This is a genomic window from Pseudomonas sp. GL_103, assembly GCF_057835175.1.
In genome coordinates, this window is record NZ_CM174420.1 from 4,864,849 (window position 1) to 4,883,741 (window position 18,893).

At 60.7% G+C, this 18,893-nt stretch carries 14 protein-coding genes and 1 riboswitch; of the genes, 2 read left to right on the plus strand and 12 right to left on the minus strand.

The window, feature by feature from the left end; all coding sequences use genetic code 11:
• Positions 1-139: 139 nt before the first annotated feature.
• Positions 140-1,144, minus strand: a complete 1,005-nt coding sequence (gene ltaE / locus AC3IP0_RS21820) for a low-specificity L-threonine aldolase (protein WP_489325879.1) — start codon at positions 1,142-1,144, stop codon at positions 140-142.
• 196 nt (positions 1,145-1,340) lie between these two features.
• Positions 1,341-1,511: riboswitch (FMN riboswitch) on the plus strand.
• 103 nt (positions 1,512-1,614) lie between these two features.
• Between ltaE and AC3IP0_RS21825 the strand changes: the two genes are divergently transcribed.
• Positions 1,615-2,124, plus strand: coding sequence for a 6,7-dimethyl-8-ribityllumazine synthase (locus tag AC3IP0_RS21825; protein ID WP_489316967.1), 510 nt, complete (start codon positions 1,615-1,617; stop codon positions 2,122-2,124).
• A gap of 112 nt (positions 2,125-2,236) precedes the next feature.
• Here the strand turns inward: AC3IP0_RS21825 and astE are convergent, their stop codons facing one another.
• The 7 genes from astE to AC3IP0_RS21860 form a co-directional block, all read right to left on the minus strand.
• Positions 2,237-3,247 carry a succinylglutamate desuccinylase gene (gene astE, locus AC3IP0_RS21830; RefSeq protein ID WP_489325881.1) on the minus strand — a complete coding sequence of 337 codons (1,011 nt, stop codon included), beginning with the start codon at positions 3,245-3,247 and terminating at the stop codon, positions 2,237-2,239.
• Positions 3,248-3,259: 12 nt separating this feature from the next.
• Complete coding sequence (locus tag AC3IP0_RS21835) at positions 3,260-3,550, minus strand: hypothetical protein (RefSeq protein WP_046042326.1); 291 nt, start codon at positions 3,548-3,550, stop codon at positions 3,260-3,262.
• A gap of 61 nt (positions 3,551-3,611) precedes the next feature.
• Positions 3,612-4,958, minus strand: coding sequence for an N-succinylarginine dihydrolase (astB, locus tag AC3IP0_RS21840; RefSeq protein WP_007971027.1), 1,347 nt, complete (start codon positions 4,956-4,958; stop codon positions 3,612-3,614).
• A 166-nt stretch (positions 4,959-5,124) separates the two neighbouring features.
• A complete protein-coding gene (gene astD, locus AC3IP0_RS21845) occupies positions 5,125-6,594 on the minus strand; it encodes a succinylglutamate-semialdehyde dehydrogenase (RefSeq protein WP_489327831.1) in 1,470 nt (489 codons plus the stop codon).
• Positions 6,591-7,616 (minus strand): arginine N-succinyltransferase, encoded by a 1,026-nt coding sequence (gene astA / locus AC3IP0_RS21850; RefSeq protein ID WP_110658819.1) that lies wholly within the window; start codon positions 7,614-7,616, stop codon positions 6,591-6,593. The genes astD and astA overlap by 4 nt, the downstream gene beginning before the upstream one ends.
• Before the next feature lie 80 nt (positions 7,617-7,696).
• The gene (gene aruF / locus AC3IP0_RS21855; RefSeq protein ID WP_046042322.1) at positions 7,697-8,716 is read right to left on the minus strand and encodes an arginine/ornithine succinyltransferase subunit alpha; all 1,020 of its coding nucleotides are present in this window, start codon (positions 8,714-8,716) and stop codon (positions 7,697-7,699) included.
• Positions 8,717-8,930: 214 nt separating this feature from the next.
• Entirely contained in the window at positions 8,931-10,151 is a 1,221-nt protein-coding gene (locus AC3IP0_RS21860) for an aspartate aminotransferase family protein (RefSeq protein ID WP_095944564.1), read from the minus strand.
• A gap of 309 nt (positions 10,152-10,460) precedes the next feature.
• Between AC3IP0_RS21860 and AC3IP0_RS21865 the strand changes: the two genes are divergently transcribed.
• Entirely contained in the window at positions 10,461-15,491 is a 5,031-nt protein-coding gene (locus AC3IP0_RS21865) for a dermonecrotic toxin domain-containing protein (protein ID WP_489325883.1), read from the plus strand.
• A 17-nt stretch (positions 15,492-15,508) separates the two neighbouring features.
• Here the strand turns inward: AC3IP0_RS21865 and argR are convergent, their stop codons facing one another.
• The 4 genes from argR to AC3IP0_RS21885 all read right to left on the minus strand — a co-directional run bounded on the left by argR (position 15,509) and on the right by AC3IP0_RS21885 (position 18,879).
• Positions 15,509-16,489, minus strand: a complete 981-nt coding sequence (gene argR, locus AC3IP0_RS21870; RefSeq protein ID WP_046042318.1) for a transcriptional regulator ArgR — start codon at positions 16,487-16,489, stop codon at positions 15,509-15,511.
• Between the two features lie 203 nt (positions 16,490-16,692).
• A complete protein-coding gene (locus tag AC3IP0_RS21875) occupies positions 16,693-17,457 on the minus strand; it encodes an ABC transporter ATP-binding protein (RefSeq protein WP_489325884.1) in 765 nt (254 codons plus the stop codon).
• Between the two features lie 37 nt (positions 17,458-17,494).
• Positions 17,495-18,193, minus strand: a complete 699-nt coding sequence (locus tag AC3IP0_RS21880; protein WP_150756319.1) for an ABC transporter permease — start codon at positions 18,191-18,193, stop codon at positions 17,495-17,497.
• Positions 18,190-18,879 (minus strand): ABC transporter permease, encoded by a 690-nt coding sequence (locus AC3IP0_RS21885; protein WP_150726078.1) that lies wholly within the window; start codon positions 18,877-18,879, stop codon positions 18,190-18,192. Before AC3IP0_RS21885 ends, AC3IP0_RS21880 begins: the two co-directional genes overlap by 4 nt.
• Positions 18,880-18,893: the final 14 nt, after the last annotated feature.

Sequence of the window (18,893 nt, forward strand, 5' to 3'; positions counted from 1 at the left end):
TTCCACGGAGGCTGCGGCCAAAGGCCTGTTCGAAACGTCAACAGACGAAACGACGGCAAAGGGCCGCATTATATCGGCCCTGCGCGCGCGGTACAGCGTGTTTATACGATAGAAACGGTCAATTGGACCGCTAACCCTATCACTTGCGAGAAAAGTCGACGAATGTCGCGACGACCTGCTCGATTTGCGCACGGCTGACGTCCATGTGCGTGACCATGCGCAGACGCGCGGCGGCACTGAGCTTGATCCCGCGCTCGGCGGCAAAGGCCTTGATCGCCTCGGCTTGGTCGCCCATCTGCACGTAAACCATGTTGGTCTGCACCGGCTCGACCTCGAACCCCGCCCCGCGCAGGCCTTCGGCCAGCAACTGCGCGTTGGCATGGTCATCGGCCAGGCGCTCTACGTTGTTATCCAGCGCATACAGGCCCGCCGCCGCGAGAATCCCGGACTGACGCATGCCGCCACCGACCATCTTGCGCAGGCGCCGGGCCTTGTCGATCAGCTCGGCCGAACCGCACAGCACCGAACCGACCGGTGCGCCCAGGCCTTTGGACAGGCACACCGAGACGGAATCGAAATATCGGGTGATTTCCCGGGCATCCACACCCAGTTTCACTGCCGCGTTGTACAGGCGTGCGCCGTCCAGGTGCAGTTGCAAGCCATGCTCGCGGGTAAAGTTGCGCGCCCGGGCCAGGTATTCCAGCGGCAGGACCTTGCCTTGCATGGTGTTTTCCAGCGCCAGCAAACGGGTGCGGGCGAAATGGAAGTCGTCCGGCTTGATCGCCGCCGCAACCTGCGTCAGGTCGAGTGAACCGTCAGCCAGTACTTCCAGCGGCTGTGGCTGGATCGAGCCAAGCACCGCCGCGCCACCACCTTCGTACTTATAAGTGTGGGCCTGCTGGCCGACGATGTACTCGTCACCGCGCTCGCAATGGGCCATCAACCCCAGCAGGTTGCTCATGGTGCCGGTCGGTACGAACAGTGCCGCGGCAAAGCCCAGGCGCCCGGCCAGTTCGGCCTCCAGGTGATTGACCGTCGGATCTTCGCCATACACGTCATCGCCGGTAGCGGCCTTGGTCATTGCCTCGAGCATGCCGGCGCAAGGTTGGGTGACGGTGTCGCTGCGAAGATCGATAACACTCATGAATCTGGCCTCGGTAAGCAGGGGAAATCCCTTTCAGGAAAGAATTACTGCGGGCATGGCGACGATTAATCAACCCTTGCGTAGGAAAAGGCCGATTAAACCAACTGAAAAGTCGATGACAATCATCCAAAAGGGGTCATGCGCATACCGCAAATATGTGATAAAAACGCTGCGCCGCCAAACATTTGGGCGGCAAAAACGTTCTCAGGGCGGGGTGCAACTCCCCACCGGCGGTAATTGCGCGCAATGCGCATAGCCCGCGAGCGCTTGGTGACAGCACGGCTTCGGCGGTGCCTGGCAGCAAGGTCAGCAGACCCGGTGTGATCCCGGGGCCGACGGTCATAGTCCGGATGAAGAGAGAACGGGATTGACAACAAAGGGCCGTCCGCCGGCATTCGTGCGAGCGTGCGTACCCTCAGATCCCCTTCGATTCATAACGCCCTGTTTTTCACACAAACAGGAGTCAGAACATGCAACCCACCGCAATCGACAGCAAAAGCAAACACCATCAGGGCGAGCGCGTAGCGTTCATCCAGGCCTGCTGGCACAAGGACATTGTCGACCAGAGCCGTAAAGGCTTCGTCACCGAAATGATTGCCCAGGGTTATCAGGAATCGGACATCGATTTCTTCGAAGTCGGCGGCGCCTTTGAAATGCCCCTGCACGCCAAGTTGCTGGCCAAGACCGGTCGTTACTCCGGCATCGTCGCGGCAGCCCTGGTGGTGGACGGCGGCATCTACCGTCACGAGTTCGTCGCCCAGTCGGTGGTCAGCGGCCTGATGCAGGTGCAACTGGAAACCGAAGTGCCGGTGTTCTCGGTGTCCCTGACCCCGCACCACTTCCATGCCGGCGAAGAGCACCAGAAGTTCTTCTTCGAGCATTTCCTGCATAAAGGCCAGGAAGCGGCAAAGACGTGTGCGGATACGCTGAGCAAGATTCGTGCGTTGCGTCGTACTGAGCCGCGTGCCATGGCCGTCTGACATCAAACCGAAACCTGTAGGAGCTGACGAGTGCAACGAGGCTGCGATCTTTTGATCTGAAAAGAACAAGATCAAAAGATCGCAGCCTTCGGCAGCTCCTACAGGGACTGTGTCAGGCCAGGTTCTCGTCGGTAGTCGGCACAACCAGGATGCCGGCACGCAAACCGTTCTTCACCTTGGGGTTCGGGAAGATGATCCGGGCGCCCTCTTCCTCGATGATCCAGCGGGTGTTGGCGATGTCTTCCGCCAGCAGGTAACCCACTTCCAGCTCCGAAAAGTTCTCGATGTCCGCCGGCAGGTTCAGGCGGAAGCTGTCGCTGTGCTTGATGATTTCCCGCGCCACGCTGTACAGCTGCAAACCGTCCAGCGCGTCCTCAGTCAGTTCTGGTTCGGTGCCCTCGATGATCTGCGTGAGGCGCTTCTCCAGCAGCGAGACGTTGACCCCGTCGTTCTGACCGAACGGCCGCGCCTTGCCCAACTCCAGGGTGAAGGCCTCGGCACCCAGTTTGTCGTAGGTATAGGAGCTGAACACGATGGACGGTTTGTTCTGCAACAACACCGCTTCCATGCCGGCAGCACGCAGGCGCGCCAGTTCCTGACGCGAATGCTGGCGGTCTTCTTTCCACGGGTACAAGGCGAATTGCTCGATTTTCGAGCCACGAATCGCCGTATGCAGGTCGTAATGCAGGCGCTGACGGTCGGGTAGATTGAAGAAACTCGCTGCCAAACGCTCCAGTTCACAGGCGCGCAGGGCTTCGGAGCCGCTGCTTTGTTCGTGACGACCATTGAATAGTCGATTGACGTCCTGCTCGACGAAACGCTCGCCCTTGCGAATCGCTTCCGGGTTGCCGAACAGGAACAGAATACGTGCGCGCGGCTTCAGATCACCGCGGGCAATGTCGTGCAACAGGCGATCGAGCAACTCGATCGGCGCTGTTTCGTTGCCATGGATCCCCGCCGACAGCAGCAGGTCCAGGCCATTGTCACGCGCTTCAGGTGGCCGGACTTCCAGCGCACCTTCGCTCAACCAGCGCATGCGCACGCCTTCGACAGTCAGTTGAGTCTTCTCCGCCGGTTCGCGGCCGGCGAGGGTCAGTTCAAGCAGTTTGCCGAGGGCGAGCATAGAGCGGTTTCCTTAGTGGTCGTGATTGCAATCCGGGCCGTGAACGTGATCTTCGTCGTCGCCGAGTTCAGCCGGTTCCATCTCCAGTTGCAGACTTACCAGATTAGTCGCCAATGGGCGCAACAGCAGGTTGGCGTACTCGGCGTCACCTTCCTCGACGTCCACGCCGATCAGCAATTGGCCGCGGCCGTCCTGCTGGATCCACAGCTCTTTACCTTGCCACAGGACCGCGACACGGGTGCAGGAAGTCTCCAGTTGCGTGCCGTCGGTGTCTTCAAGGATCAGCTGCAGGGTATCGCTCATGTCTTTACGCTCTCGTTTGAGATGAAGCAGCGCACTGCCGTAGAAGGCGGCGCGCCGTCGATCAATTGATCTGGAATGGATAAACCGCGCCCAGTTTAAGGATTTGCGTCAGTTCATCCAGTGCCGTCCGGCACTCAAGCAGCAATTGCGGGTCCGCCAGATCGTTTTCGGTCATGCGGTCGCGGTAGTGCTTCTCGACCCATTCGGTCAGTGTGCCGTACAACGGTGCCGTCATGATAACCCCTGGGTTGACGGCCGCCAGTTCGGTTTCGTTGAGTGCGACGCGCAACCGCAGGCAAGCCGGGCCACCGCCGTTCTGCATGCTTTGCTTGAGATCGAAGACTTTCACTTCGCGGATCAGGCCGCCGGAGCTGGTCAAACCCTGCAAGTATTGCCAGACACGCTCGTTGCCACGGCATTCTTCCGGCACGATCAACAGCATGGAGCCGTCAGGACGCGACAGCAGCTGGCTATTGAACAGGTAGGAACGTACCGCGTCTTCCACGCTTACTGCGGAACGCGGTACGCAGACTGACTGAAATTTCCCACCGACTTTGGCGAGTTTGCTCTGCAATTCAGCGAGCATCTTCTCGGTCTCGAGGAACGCGTCCTCGTGATAGAACAGCACTTCGCCGTTACCGACCGCAATCACGTCGTTGTGGAACACGCCCTGGTCGATCACCGACGGGTTCTGCTGGGCGTAGACCACGCCGTCATCGCTCAAACCGTGCAGACGGGCAACGGCCTGGGACGCTTCGAGGGTCTGGCGCGCCGGGTACTTCTGCGGTGCCGGGTAGCGGGTGTCGAACGCGCTGCGGCCGAACACGAAGAACTCGACACCGGCTTCGCCGTATTCACGGCAGAAACGCGTGTGGTTGGCCGCGCCTTCGTCACCGAACTGCGCCACGGCCGGCAAGGCCGCATGGTGGGCGAAGTGTTTCTGGTCAGCGAACATCGCACCCAGCACGCGGCTGGTGGTCGGGTGTTCGATGCTGCGGTGATATTTGCAGTTGAGGTTGGCGGCGGTGAAATGCACACGGCCGTCAGCGGTGTCGGCGCTTGGGCTGACGGTGGCGGCGTTGGCCACCCACATGCTCGAGGCCGAGCAACTGGCCACCAGCAGCGGCATCGCGTCTTTGGCAGCGCGCTCGATCACTTGAGCGTCGGTGCCGCCAAAACCCAGGCGACGCAGGGCGGCCACATCCGGGCGCTCTTGCGGTGCCAGCACGCCTTGCTGGAAACCCATTTCCATCAGCGCTTTCATCTTTGCCAGGCCTTGCAGCGCCGCTTCCTTGGGGTTGGAAGACTGCTGGCTGTTGCTCTGGGACGCGACGTTGCCGTAGGACAGGCCGCCGTAGTTATGGGTCGGCCCCACTAGACCGTCAAAATTGACTTCATAGGATTTCATCAGCGAGGCTCCACGAGAATCTGTTGTTATGGCTTCAGTTACTAACTGTTCAGTGCGACCGAGTCGCGGCCTTCGCGGGCAAGCCCGCTCCCACAGGTTCAGCAGTGTTCACAAATTTTGTGTTCGTCGCAGTCCTTGTGGGAGCGGGCTTGCCCGCGAATGGGCGTTACGCCATTTTCACGCCAGGCGTAAGGGCCGACGGCATCACCAGGCTCGGCGTTTCCAGCGAGGCCACCGGGTACGCGCAGTAATCCGCCGCGTAGTAGGCGCTGGCGCGGTGGTTGCCCGAGGCGCCGACGCCGCCGAACGGCGCGCTGCTTGCGGCACCGGTCAGTTGCTTGTTCCAGTTGACGATACCGGCGCGGCTTTCCAGCCAGAATTGCTGATAACGCGCTTCGGAGTCCGACAGCAGACCGGCGGCCAGACCGTAGGCGGTGTCGTTGGCTTCAGCGATCGCCGCTGCAAAATCAGCGTAGCGGATCACCTGCAGCAACGGGCCGAACAGCTCTTCGTCAGGACGATCGGCAACAGCGGACACGTCCAGGATGCCCGGGGTCAGCAAGGCCGATTGAGCCTGAGGCTGAGTCATTTCCAGCAGCGCCACGGCGCCGTTGGCCAGCAGATGTTCTTGCGCATCCATCAACGCTTTTGCCGCGCCAAGGGAAACCACCGAGCCCATGAACGGTGCCGGTTGCTGATCGAAAGCACCGACTTCGATCGTCGCGCTGACCGCCACCAGGCGCGCCAGCAGCGAGTCGCCCCAGGCGCCTTGTGGCACCAGCAAACGACGGGCACAGGTGCAACGCTGGCCGGCGGAAATGAACGCCGACTGAATGATGGTGTAAACCGCGGCATCGAGGTCGGCGACCTGATCGACCACCAGCGGGTTGTTACCGCCCATCTCCAGCGCGAGGATCTTGTCCGGACGACCGGCGAATTGCTGATGCAGGTGATTGCCGGTGCGGCTGGAACCGGTGAAGAACAGCCCGTCGATGCCCGGGTTCGCCGCCAGGGCGATGCCGGTTTCGCGAGCGCCTTGCAGCAGGTTCAATACGCCGGCCGGCAGGCCAGCCTCGATCCAGCACTTGACCGTCAACTCGGCGACTTTCGGTGTCAGTTCGCTTGGCTTGAACAGCACGCTGTTACCGGCCAGCAGCGCCGGCACGATGTGGCCGTTCGGCAGGTGACCCGGGAAGTTGTAAGGACCAAACACCGCCACCACACCGTGTGGCTTGTGACGCAGCACAGCGGTGGCGTCGCCCAGGGGGCCGCTCTTCTCGCCGGTACGCTCGCGGTAGCTCTGCACCGAGATCGCGATCTTGTTGACCATGCTGGTGACTTCGGTCGCCGCTTCCCACAGGGGTTTGCCGGTTTCTTCGCCGATGGTGCGGGCCAGTTCGTCAGCGTGATTCTTCAGCGCGGCGGCAAAGGCTTCCAGCACCGAGATACGCTCTTCCAGGGTACGCCGCGCCCAGTCCGGGAACGCCTGACGCGCCGCTTGCACAGCCGACTCGACCTGAGCGGCGGTGGCACCGGCACCGGACCACAGCCCTTGCTGGGTCACCGGGTTCAGCGACTCGAAGGTTTCGCCCCCACCTGCCAGCCATTCACCTGCGATGTAAAGCGACTTCATTATTTCGACTCCCGAGCTGCGGACAACGCCACGGCGCGCACTTGATCGCCCGCGTTGAGTTGAAGACGTTTGGCGGTCTGCGGATCGACCACCAGGGTACCGGCGGCCAGACGTGCTGGCGCAGCAGTGATCCGGCAGTCTTCGCGCTTGCGGTTGTGAATGATGAATGGCGTGGCGTCGTCACCCGGTGTGCCAACGGCCAGCACCAGCGCCTGGCTGTCGCGCACGGCGCGGATCTTGCCGGTTTCGCACTCGATCGCAGGACCTGCGTCGAAAATGTCGACGTAGCCCTGGTAGCTGAAACCTTCGCTCTTGAGCATGGCCAGCGCCGGCTCGGTGTCCGGGTGAACCTGACCGATCACGTTGCGCGCATCCGGCGACAGGAAGCAGGTGTACAGCGGGAATTTCGGCATCAGTTCGGCGATGAACGCCTTGTTGCCCACGCCGGTCAGGTAGTCAGCCTGGCTGAACTCCATCTTGAAGAAGTGCCGGCCCAGGCTTTCCCAGAACGGCGAACGCCCGGCCTCGTCGGAAACACCGCGCATTTCGGCAATGATCTTGTTGCCGAACAGTTGCGGGAATTCGGCGATGAACAGCATCCGCGCCTTGGACAGCATGCGACCGTTGAGGCCACTGCGGTAATCGGCGTGCAGGAACAGCGAGCACAGCTCGGAGTTGCCGGTCAGGTCGTTGGCCAGGAACAGCGTCGGGATTTCGCGATAGATGTTCAGCTCCTGCGAAGCGCTGACCGTCAGACCGACCCGGAAGTTGTACCAGGGCTCACGCAGGCCGACGGCGCCGGCAATGGCGGAAATGCCTACCACGCGAGCGTCGTCATCTTCGAGCACGAACAGGTAGTCCGCATCGCCCCGCCCGGCTTCGCCGCGAAAGGTCTTCTCGGCCCAGCCGACCCGATGGGCCAGCCGCTCTTCGTTGGCCGGCAAGGTGGTCAGGCCGGTGCCGGTGCTGCGGGCCAGGTCGATCAGAGCGGGTAAATCGCTGCTGCGTACGGGACGAACGATCATGCTATCTCCTCAAACGGGCCGCTTGCGCCACCCGTGAAACTTCGCTGCTTTACTAAACAAGCAATCAGGCCAGGCCGCTGTTAAACCGCCACCAGGCGCACGCTGGCACCCTCGCCGACGCCCAGGGCTTCGGCTGCTTCCAGGTCCAGGGTCACGGGTTTGCCTGGTGCGTAATCGAGCTCAAGCATCACTGCGCGGTAATCCTGCAACTGGGCATTGGCGACCAGATACTGGCGACCGACGCCTTTGACCGGCTCGCCGATCTTCACCGGCACCACACGGCTCTGGGCGATCGAACGGATCCCCGAGACACGGGCATGCAAGGTCGGGCCGCCGTCGAAGATGTCGATGTAGTGATCGGTCTCGAAGCCTTCGCGCATCAGGATGTCGAAGGTGATCTGCGCCCGCGGGTGTACCTGGCCCATGGCTTCTTGCGCGGAGTCCGGCAGCAGTGGCACGTAGATCGGGTAATGCGGCATCAGTTCGGCGAGGAACGTACGGCTTTTCAGCCCGCACAGACGTTCGGCTTCGGCGTAGTTTAGGTCGAAGAAGTTGCGACCGATGGCATCCCAGAATGGCGAGTCGCCGTTTTCATCGCTGTAACCGACGATCTCGGTCACCACGGAATCGGCAAAACGCTCCGGATGGCTGGCCACGAACAGCAAACGGCCACGGGAGTTGAGCTCCGACCACGGCGAACCCACCAGCTCGCGCTGCACATAGAAACTGGTCAGCAAGCTGTTGCCGGTCAGGTCATGGCACTGCGAGAGTACGTGGATCTTGTTGTGAATCTTCAACTCGCGCGAAGCGTGCACGAAGGTTTCGTTGCGAAAGCTGTAGAACGGCTCGGAGTAACCGGCCGATGCCACGATGGCCGAGCAACCGACCAGCTTGCCGGTAGCAGAGTCTTCGAGGACGAAGAAATAGCTTTCCTCACCGTTGAAACTCACTTCAGCGGCGAACGAGGCTTCGCTTGCCGCGATCTTGTCACTCAGGCGTTCAACGTCATCCGGCAAGGAAGTGACACCAATCGGACTGTCCGCAGCCAGACGCTGTACCTCGCCCAGATCAGCCATTTGCGCGGGGCGCATCACCAGCATGGTGTCACTCCTTAATCTCAGAACTTACAGAAGAAAAATTCCGGGCCATCTCCGCAGGAGACTGTGGGAGCGGGCTTGCTCGCGAAAGCGCTGGGTCAGACAGCAAAAATGTTGACTGATACACCGCTTTCGCGAGCAAGCCCGCTCCCACATTTGATCCGGCCCGGAACAAAAATTGGGTTCGACGCCTGACTTGCAGGCGTCGAAGGGTCTATCAGGCTTGCGTCAGTTTTGCTGCGGCACGTTCGAAGCGGTCCAGACCGGCATCGATATCGGCGTCTTCCACCACCAGGCTCGGGGCGAAACGCACCACGTCCGGGCCGGCTTGCAGGACCATCAGGCCTTCTTGCTCAGCGGCGTTGAAGATGTCCTTGGCCTTGCCTTTCCAGGCATCGCTCAAGACACAACCGATCAACAGGCCCATGCCACGAACCTTGGTGAACAGGCCGTACTTTTCGCCGATCTGCTCAAGGCGGGCCTTGAACTTGTCGTGCTTGGCGTTGACGCCGGCCAGCACCTCAGGGGTGTTGATCACGTCGATCACGGCTTCCGCGACTGCACACGCCAGCGGGTTGCCGCCGTAAGTGGTGCCGTGGGTGCCGACGACCAGGTGCTTGGCCAGGTCTTCGGTGGTCAGCATCGCCGCGATCGGGAAACCACCGCCCAGGCTCTTGGCGCTGGTCAGGATGTCCGGGATCACGCCGTAATGCTGGTAGGCGAACAGGTGGCCGGTACGGCCCATGCCGGTTTGCACTTCGTCGAAAATCAGCAGCGCGTTGTGCGCGGTGCAGAGCTCGCGGGCACCTTGCAGGTATTCCAGTTCAGCCGGGATAACACCGCTTTCGCCCTGGATCGGTTCCAGCACCACGGCGCAAGTCTTGTCGGAAATGGCGGCTTTCAGCGCGGCCAGATCGTTGTACGGCACGTGGGTGATGCCGGTGATTTTCGGGCCGAAACCGTCGGAGTACTTCGACTGGCCACCGACGTTCACGGTGAACAGGGTACGGCCGTGGAAGCTGTTGAGCGCGGCGATGATCTCGTACTTCTCGCTGCCGAAACGGTCGAAACCGACACGACGGGCCAGCTTGAAGGCGGCCTCGTTGGCTTCGGCGCCGGAGTTGCAGAAGAAGGCGCGGTCGGCAAAGGTGGCGTCGACCAACTTGTGGGCCAGGCGCAGGGCCGGCTCATTGGTGAACACGTTGGACACGTGCCACAGCTTGTTCGCCTGCTCGGTCAAGGCACCGACCAGCGCCGGATGCGCGTGACCCAATACGTTGACGGCAATCCCGCCGGCGAAGTCGATCAGCTCGCGACCGGACTGGTCCCAAACGCGGGAACCGGCGCCACGCACAGGAATGAATGCGGCAGGCGCATAGTTGGGAACCATTACCTGATCGAAATCGGCGCGTTGTACCGCAGCGTGCTCAACGGACATCGGAGTCTCCTGAAGAGAAAACACTCGCCTGAAACTGGCGAGCTTGGTGAGGATTGTAAGGACAGTTTTCAGCCCAGCCTTGCCGCCAAGCGACAACTTCTTATAGCGCAAACCCCGGATTTTCCCGGGTTTACGGCAATGCGACAAATAGGGTCGCAAAGGCGCAGTTTAACTGGCGGCGGGCGTTTGCGGCAGGCTTGCTGCGTTGTAACTCACGCCAATGGCCCGAGTGCGGTAAATATGTACCGCACAGCGCCCAGCTTGGCGGGTTTTCCTAGTGGCCTTTCAAAGCCAACGGCCACTGCCCCCATGACTACCGAATCTACTGCCACTATTGCCTCCGACGCTTTCAGGCCGGACGCTCATTTCCAGCATCTGCAGAATGTCATCCCCTCCTGGCTCCGTCAGGCAGCGCCCCACAGACGTGGGGCGCTGCGCAACATCACCCCCGCTCTGCCCGCCGGACTACGGAATGCATCGAAACCTCACCACACCGAACTCGCCAGGCTGATCGCCCGACAGATCTCCAGCCAGAACCAGGTCGACAAGGCGCTGGCCAACCTGCAAAACCCCGCGGATTTCGCCGAACCGTTGCTCATGGCCGAACTCAAGCGCCGCTTCGGTCTGGATTTGAATGTGCGCGAAACGTTTTTGCGCCTCTACCTACCTGATCACCTGCCGTGGTTACGGCTGAAGTCAGGCGCTGCGCGCACCTGGACGGTATCGCTGCTGGACGCCGCGCTGCACAATTTCGAAAGTGCCGAGACCCGTGCAGACGCCTTCGAGCCTGCCTCGACGTACATCACCGCGCCGTCTTCCAGCGGGCAATTCCTGACCTTGCCGCTGATCCTGGAAAAAATGCCTGTCACGGTATTTACCGGCATGTGCCGGGAACTGGACATTGGCCAACGCTATAAAACCTATCTGGAAGAGAATCTGAGCATCGGCAACCCGGTGGACTCGGCGCTCCTGCAAGGGAAAATCCGCGACAGCCAGAAATCCGCACTCACCGCTGCATTGCACCTGGCGCAGATGCAAAAACTCCTGGGCAGCGGCACCCACAGCCTGATTCTCGGCCTGCTCGACAACCTGCCGCATCTGCGCCTGCACAAGCAGCCATGGCGCTGTCATGACCTGACGATCCTCAACGCGAGCCTCACCGGCATCCTGCTGTTTGCCCCGGACCTGGAGCGCGCCCGGGAAGTGGTTCGCGTGGTGGCTTATATACCGGGCGACCCCGAACAGCCGATCAAGGAATACCCCTCGTCCGCAGCCTTCGCCGAGGAACTGGGCCAGCGCCTTCGCGACCCCGCCTATCAACAGTTTTTCAGCCGCTTCATTAACCATGAGGATCGCGGTTACTTTTTCGCACAGCTGAACCAGCTGCTTACCCCGATCACCTGGCAACCGGTCCAGCCAGGCGATTCTCGTCCGACCTGGCGGGAACAACCCAACCCCCGCGCGGATCTGCAGATCGTGGCAACGCCTGTCACAGCAGAACTGTGGACTCACCTCTACCAGAGCAAGCTCGACAAGATCCTCAACGATGCGCGGGTGATCGCGGTGTCCACTGCAACGGTCGACCAGAAAGCCCGTTGGGCACTGTGGGATTCCTTCACGGAAATCGCCTCGGCACTGCTGAACATCGCCGCGTTCGTGGCACTGCCATTCGTGCCGTTTCTCGGCGAACTGATGCTCGGCTACATGGCCTACCAGTTGCTCGACGAAACCTTCGAAAGCGTGGTCGACTGGGCCGAAGGGCAGAGTCGCGAGGCCTTCGGGCACCTGATGGGTGTGGTGGAGTCCGTGGTGCAACTGGGAACCTTTGCCGCAGGTGGTGCGATCGCCGCCGGCGAATTTCGCTCGGTATTGCCTCGGGAGATCGTTCAATTCATCGACCGCTTCAATACGGTAAAACGACCGAACGGCGACACCCGCTACTGGCAGCCCGACCTGACCGGCTATGAACACCCCGCGGTGTTACCCAAGGATGCAAAACCGGATGAGCTGGGCCTGCACCCGCATCAGGGCAAAAACCTGCTGCCCCTGGAAAACAAGCACTACGCCGTGAGCAAGGACCCGCTAACCGGCGAGTACCGCATCGACCATCCCTCCCGCCCTGACGCCTACAAACCACAACTGCGACACAACGGCAGCGGTGCCTGGCAAACCGAACTCGACCAGCCGTTGAACTGGGACCAGACCACCGTGTTGAACCGTGTCGGCCCGGACATGCAGCGATTTTCGGCCAGCACCCGCGAGCGCATCCTCAACATCAGCGGCAGCCACGAAGATGTCCTGCGCAAGATGCACGTGAATACCGGGCAGGTGCCGCCGCTATTGGCCGACACACTCAAACGCTTCGGGATTGATCAGGACATACAAGCCTTTATCGATCAGATCGGCAGTGACCAGCCGGAGCACTTCCTCAAGGCGGATCCCGTGACACAGCTGGAACTGCTCAATGAAAACGGCTACTGGCCAGCAGACAAAGGCCTGCGACTGATCGACAAAAATGCGCAAACCCTTTGGCAAAGCCCGGCGCCCGATGTGCCCGTGGTGCAAATCGATACCGCCCGCCTCACCGACGGCGACCTGCTGAAAACCTTTCTCCTGACCCTGTCGGACAGCGAAGCCAGAACGCTGATGGGCGAAGAATTCGGCCACCCCTCCCCAACCCCGGCAAACCGGGCGCACCGGTTGCGCAAGATACTCGAGCGGCTTGCCGAACAGAAACGGCAGACGCTGTTCGACCAGCGTTATCGCAGACTCGAACGTGGCGCTCGTGCAGCCGTACAAGTGGTCATGGATGCCGAGCCCGGACTGCCACGCAGCGTTGCACAAGCGATTGTGGACACAGCAAGCGATCTGGAACTGCAACAGCTGAAAAACTCAACCGTTGCCCCTCGCCTGGTCGAGCTGAGCCGGGAGGCCAGATTGCAGGTGCGCGTGACACGCGCCTACGAGGGACTTGATTTGCCATCGACCGAGAACAACCTCGACACCGACCGGCTGGCCTTGCACACCCTGGAAAAACTGCCGGGTTGGACGGCAGAGCTACGCCTGGAAATCCGCCAGTACTCCCATGAAGGTCCGCTGATCGACAGCCTTGGCCGTGTCGACGCGCCTCTGCGTAAAGTGCTGGTACTCAGAGAAGAAGGCTCGTATCAGGCACTGGATCACGACGGCGAAGAACTCAGCGGCATGGACTCGCTTTACACCTGCCTGCTACAGGCCATGCCGGACAGCGAACGTACCGCCCTGAATCTTCATATCGGTGAAGGTGAACGGCTCAAACAGTTGATTCGCCAGCACGCCTTGAGCCGTGATGAATTGCGCGCGCTGCTGCTTCAACACCCCGAACTCAAACCCACCTACGACCCAAAGGTAATGCGCTTGCTCGGTGGCGGTGACGGGTATCGTCAAATGCCAGGCAACACACCCACCTTGCAAGGTCGGACACAGACACTGTTTCCCCATCTATCCGCCGAAGAGCTCGACGCCTTCGTCGAACGCTTGCAACAGCATCCCGGCGGCCCGCGGGCAGAGCTGAGTCGGCTCATGACTCAACACGCGCAACTGCTGGAGACGCTTTCGTCCTGGCGCGATGAAATTCCTCTGTTCATTCCAGACACGCAAATCAGGATCACGCCCGAGCAGTTCGCTGCGCAACAGCAGGTCCGCCGTCAATTCACTATCCATCTGGCCGACTGCTGGCGCCAGCAATGGACCCTTCCCGAGACCGAGCTTGAAACAGTCGACTTCAACTTCTTCCAACCCATCATCGGCCAATTGCCGACCCTGGGCACCGACTTCAGCGGCGTCACAATGCTTAGGATGGATGGCGGTAGCGCCACGCGGGGCATGCACGAGTTTCTGCGCAGTTTTACCGGGCTACGCTTCCTGAAACTGCGCGACTTCAACCTTGGCCGCTTGCCAGACACCCTTGCATCACTGCAACTCGAAGAGCTCATTCTGAGCAATTGCGCGATCACCCTCAGCCCCGAAAGCCAGGTCGGGCTCGCGGGCCAGCATCGGTTGACCGCAATGGACTTGTACAAGAACCCCTTGGGCCTGGCACCCGATGTCGGCAGCATGCCCGATTTGAACTACATCGATTTATCGCAGACAGGAATCACTGAACTCCCGCGCGAATTGTTGACTCGTCCGCGCCTGCGCACCGCCCTGCTCAATGACAACCAGATCAAAGAGTTGCCCAGCGCACTGTTCACACTGCAACAAAGCACCCAGGAGGGCATCGACCTGGGCAACAATCCGTTTTCCAGCGCAACCCGTGAGCGCCTCAAACAGCACTTCCAACAGACCCGTCAAGACTTCGGTATCTATGCCGAAGTAGCAGATATCCACCGCGCGCAGGCGCTGTACCCTTGGATGGACCAGGAAGATGCCAGCAAATTCGTCTACAAACTGCCCGGGACCCTGGACGAGGGGAGAGTCGAACTGACACGCCTGGAAGCCGAACTCACCACCCTTGAAAACGACCTGTCGGCCTGGACCGGCAATATTCCAGCCGTCCATCCCCACAGCAATCAACCCTTCACTGCCCAGCAACTGCTGATCGAACATTCGACGCGGGACGCATTCAGAGAGTCCGTACTGCGCTGCTGGCGCCGGGAAAGCGATCCGGAGGACTTCAACGAATCGCTGCAAGCGATTACTTATGACCTGACTCTGGACACCTGGATTACCGGTCACCTGCCGACACTGAGCGCAGATTTCAGCCATGTTTCTCTGGTTTACCTGAGTAGCGAGAGCGGCCTGACCACAGGTGCCACGGGGTTCCTGGAGTGCTTCCCCAAACTCCAGACCCTCGTTCTAAACGACTTCAGGCTGGGCGATATCCCGGAGGCGATCTTCCGGATGAGCGATTTGAAGTCGCTCAATCTCCTCGACTGCAACATCAGCCTGACCCCGCAGTCGGTCCTGAACCTGGCCGAGATGGCCCGCCTGGAATTCATCGACTTGAGAAACAATCCGCTGGGGCTGGCTCCGGATATCAGCCAGATGGTGGACCTGGCGACCCTGCAACTGGACAACTGCGGGCTCACCGAATTACCCGCCGGACTGTTGCAGCTCAAGAGCCTGGAAACCGTAGACCTGGGTGACAACGCGATCAGCCAGATACCCGCCGACCTCCTCGAACTGCCGCTGGAGGTCGCCGAAAGCATCAGCCTGCGGGGTAATCCGTTCTCTGAAGAAGGCCTGCAAATCCTGCTTGAGTATTTCAGGCTGACCGGTGTCGACTTCAGGGTTCAGGAAGTGATCGAACGGGCAGAACTGGAGATGTCGACTTCCGAGGCGTCCGAACCGGAAGATTGATCGGGATCAGGCGCGGATCAACCGCGCTCCGGCGGCACCGATGACAATTCGAACGGGCTGCTGCTGCGCCGCTGGTTGCGATCTTCCCGCGGCGTGGCACCGAAGAAATTGCGATAGGCGCTGGAGAAATGCGGCCCCGAGGAAAAGCCGCAGGACAGGCCGATCTGGATGATCGACTTGCTGGTTTGCATCAACATCTGCCGGGCCTTGTTCAGGCGCAGTTCCAGGTAGTACTGGCTCGGCACACGGTTGAGGTATTGCTTGAAGATCCGCTCCAGCTGCCGACGGGACACGCACACGTGTTGGGCGATTTCGTCGGTGGTCAGCGGCTCTTCGATGTTGGCTTCCATCAGCAGCACGGCTTGAGTGAGCTTCGGATGGCTGGAACCGAGGCGGTTCTGCAACGGAATGCGCTGACGTTCGCCGCCCTCGCGGATGCGCTCGACCACCAGTTCTTCGGACACCGCACCGGCCAGTTCCGCACCATGGTCGCGGGCCAGCACGGCCAGCAACAAGTCGAGCACCGACATGCCGCCGCACGCAGTCAGGCGATCGCGATCCCAATCGAACAGGTGGCTGGTGGCGATGACCTTCGGAAAACGCTCGGCAAAATCGTCCTGCCAGCGCCAATGCACGGCCGCGCGATAACCGTCGAGCAAGCCCAGTTGTGCCAGCGGGTAAACACCGGCCGACAGACCGCCGATCACGCAACCGGAACGCACCAGTTGCTTGAGCGCACTGCTGAGCGCCGGCGCCAGTGCGGTCGGCGGTTCGTCAGCGAGCAGGAACAGTTTCTGGAAGTTTTCGAGCTTGCCGGTCCACGCCTCACCCGGCAATTGCCAGGCGCTTTCGGCCGGCGGTTCGGCCTGCAGGAACGACAGTTCGTAAACCACGTCCGGATGCACACGCTGGGCAACACGCAAGGCCTCCTCAGCCAGCGCAAGCGTCAGTGCTTTAGTGCTGGGCCAAATCAGGAAACCAATTCGATGGGCAGTCATGGTGGGCAATCCGAAGCGGAGAACAGTGATGAAGGCATGGGCCAATGCTAGCCCGTAAATGAACGCAAATCTCAAAACCAGCAGAGATCAAACCTGTAGGAGCTGTCGAGTGAAACGAGGCTGCGATCTTTTGACTCGAAAAATCAAGATCAAAAGATCGCAGCCTTCGGCAGCTCCTACAAGGTGCACAACGGCAGTTCTGATTACTTCAGGCTACCCGAGAGGAATTGCTGCAAACGCTCGGATTGCGGGTTCACCAGCACTTCGCGCGGGTTGCCGCTTTCTTCGACCACACCTTTGTGCAGGAACACCAACTGGTTCGACACTTCACGGGCAAAGCCCATTTCGTGGGTCACCACGACCATGGTCCGGCCTTCCTGGGCCAGGGCCTGCATGACTTTCAACACGTCGCCGACCAGCTCCGGGTCGAGTGCGGAAGTTGGTTCGTCGAACAGCATCACCTCAGGTTCCATCGCCAGCGCACGGGCAATCGCCACGCGCTGCTGCTCGCCGCCGGACATGTGCCCAGGGTAAGCGTCTTTGCGATGTGCCACGCCTACCTTGTTCAGGTAGTGCTCGGCCTTGTCGCGAGCCTCGGCCTTGGACATGCCCAGTACATGCACCGGCGCTTCCATGATGTTTTCCAGCGCGGTCATGTGCGACCACAGGTTGAAGTGCTGGAACACCATCGACAGGCGCGAACGCATGCGTTGCAGCTGTTTCGGGTCGGCCGCCTTCAGCGCGCCGTCCTTGTTCGCCACCAGTTTCAACTCTTCGTTGTTGAGCAGGATCCTGCCCGCGTGCGGCTGCTCCAGCAGGTTGATGCAGCGCAGGAAAGTACTTTTGCCGGAGCCACTGGAACCGATGATGCTGATCACATCGCCGGCTGCCGCTTTCAGGGACACGCCCTTGAGCACTTCGTGACTGCCATAGCGTTTATGCAGGTCTTGGACTTCAAGTTTGTACATGCTGTCGGTTCTCACAAAAACAGTCAGTCAGTGGTATTCAGTGCTTGCGCGGGGCCAGGTAGCCCAGCCAGCGGCGCTCGGCCATCTTGAACAGCTTCACCAGGATGAAGGTCAGGCACAGGTAGAACACGCCGGCGGTGATGTACGCCTCGAACGGCAGGTAGAACTGGGCGTTGACCGTGCGCGCGGCACCGGTGATGTCGATCAGGGTCACGATGGACGCCAGACTGGTGGTCTGCAGCATCATGATCACTTCGTTGCTGTACTGCGGCAGCGCCCGGCGCAAGGCCGACGGCAGCAGGATGCGCTTGTACATCTTGACCCGCGACATGCCCATGGCCTTGGCCGCTTCGATCTCACCGTTCGGCGTGGCGCGCAGGCTGCCGGCGATGATTTCGGCGGTGTAGGCGCTGGTGTTGATCGCGAACGCCAGGCACGCACAGAACGTTGCGCTGGACAGCCACGGCCAGAGGAAGCTTTCACGCACGGCTTCGAACTGCGCCAGACCGTAGTAGATCAAGAACAGCTGCACCAGCATCGGCGTGCCGCGGATCACGTAGGTGAAGAGCCAGGCCGACATGTTGACGACCGCGTTCTTCGAGACGCGCATCAGGCCCAGCGGCAAGGCGCACAGCAAGCCGAAGAACAGCGACAGCGCGAGCAGTTTGAGGGTGGTCACCAGGCCGCCAAGGTACAGCGGCATGGCCTCCCAAATGACGTTGTAGTCGAAGATCATAGATCAGCCGCCCTTACGCCTACCGAGTAGCGCTTCTCAAGGTGACGCAATGCCAGCAACGACACACTGGTGATCACCAGGTACATCGCGGCTACTGCGAGGAAGAAGGTGAAAGGTTCGCGGGTGGCATCGGCCGCCTGCTTGGCCTTGAACATCATGTCTTGCAGACCTACTACCGAAATCAGCGCGGTAGCCTTGGTCAATACCAGCCAGTTGTTGGTGAAACCCGGAATCGCCAGGCGAATCATCTGTGGCACCAACACCCGGAAGAACACCTGAAAACTGCTCATGCCGTAGGCCATGCCGGCTTCGGCCTGACCTTTGGGGATCGCCATGAAGGCGCCACGGAAGGTTTCCGACAGATACGCACCAAAGATGAAACCCAGGGTGCCGATACCGGCGGCCAACGGGTTCAGGTCGATGTAATCGTCAAAGCCGAGCAGCGGTGCGACGCGGTTGAGCAGATCCTGGCCGCCGTAGAAAATCAGCAGGATCAGCACCAGGTCGGGAATACCGCGGATCACCGTGGAATACAGGTCGCCCAGCCAGGCCAGCCAGCGCACCGGCGACAGACGCAGTGCCACGCCGATCAGACCCAGAACGATGGCCATGGCCATGGACGACAAGGCGAGCTGAAGCGTCAGCCAAGCGCCATCGAGGATGACAGCCCCGTAGCCTTTCAACATGATTCAGGTCCTCG